The organism is Aeromicrobium halocynthiae (assembly GCF_039531385.1).
Classification (GTDB): domain Bacteria; phylum Actinomycetota; class Actinomycetes; order Propionibacteriales; family Nocardioidaceae; genus Aeromicrobium; species Aeromicrobium halocynthiae.
Map to the genome: position 1 here is coordinate 1 of NZ_BAAAPY010000023.1, position 1416 is coordinate 1416.

Sequence of the window (1416 nt, forward strand, 5' to 3'; positions counted from 1 at the left end):
AGTTGAGTCCCCGATAGTGGTGTAGCGCGGTCGTCGAGTTCGTCCCTGGTGTGGACGAGGACGCGGCCACCGCGTGATCCTTCGAGTGATCTCTCACAACCGACTCGAAGAAGGACACACGATGACCGCTCCACACATTGTCGACCCTGCTGGCCTGCTTGGCGAAGCCCTCGCCGAGGCCAGCCCCGATCTGATGCGTTCGCTGCTGCAGACGATGATCAATGCCCTGCTCTCGGCCGACGCCGACGCCGTTGTTGGCGCCGAGTACGGCCGCCCGTCCCCGGACCGGGTGGCCCAGCGCAACGGCTACCGCCATCGGCCGTTGGACACCAGGGTCGGGACGATCGACGTCGCGATCCCGAAACTGCGACAAGGGTCCTACTTCCCCGAGTGGCTGCTCGAACGCCGCAAGAGGGCCGAGACCGCTCTGATCACCGTCGTCGCCGACTGCTACCTCGCCGGCGTCAGCACGCGGCGGATGGACAAGCTCGTCAAGACGTTGGGCATCAACAGCCTGTCCAAGTCGCAGGTCTCGCGGATGGCCGCGGACCTGGACCAGCTCGTCGCGGAGTTCCGCCACCGGCCCCTCAGCGATGCCGGCCCGTTCACCTTCGTCGCCGCGGACGCACTCACGATGAAGGTCCGCGAAGGCGGCCGCGTCGTCAGCTCCGTCGTGCTGATCGCGACCGGCGTCAACGCCGATGGACGCCGCGAGGTCCTCGGCTTGCGGGTCGCCACCAGTGAGACCGGACCGGCCTGGAACGAGTTCTTCGCCGACCTCGTCGCCCGCGGCCTGGCCGGAGTCCGGCTCGTGACCAGCGATGCCCACCCCGGGTTGAAGGACGCGATCGCAGCGAACCTACCCGGAGCCGCCTGGCAGCGGTGCCGCACCCACTACGCCGCGAACCTGATGTCGATCTGTCCCAAGAGCATGTGGCCGGCGGTCAAGGCGATGCTGCACAGCGTCTATGACCAGCCCGACGCCACAGCCGTTCACGCCCAGTTCGACCGACTCATCGACTACGTCGACGAGAAGTTGCCCGACGTCGCCGAGCACCTCACCGCAGCCCGTGAGGACATCCTCGCGTTCACCAGCTTCCCCGAAGGGCTCTGGCAGCAGATCTGGTCCAACAACCCCAACGAACGCCTGAACCGCGAGATCCGCCGTCGCACCGACAGCGTCGGAATCTTCCCCAACCGCGACGCGATCATCCGGCTCGTCGGAGCTGTCCTGGCCGAGCAGACCGACGAATGGGCCGAAGGACGCCGCTACCTCGGACTCGACATCCTCGCCAAGTCCCGCCTCACCATCGTCGCCACCGGCGGCACCGACATCGAGAAGGAGGACCTCCCAGCACTGACCGCCTGAACCCCGAGAGGGTCACGCAGCGCTACACCACTCCAGGGGACTTGACC

At 67.0% G+C, this 1416-nt stretch carries 1 protein-coding gene; it reads left to right on the forward strand.

What is annotated here, in order from left to right; all coding sequences use genetic code 11:
- Nucleotides 1–121 precede the first annotated feature (121 nt).
- The gene (locus ABD213_RS14995) at nucleotides 122–1369 is read left to right on the forward strand and encodes an IS256 family transposase (protein WP_344330290.1); all 1248 of its coding nucleotides are present in this window, start codon (nucleotides 122–124) and stop codon (nucleotides 1367–1369) included.
- Nucleotides 1370–1416 lie beyond the last annotated feature (47 nt).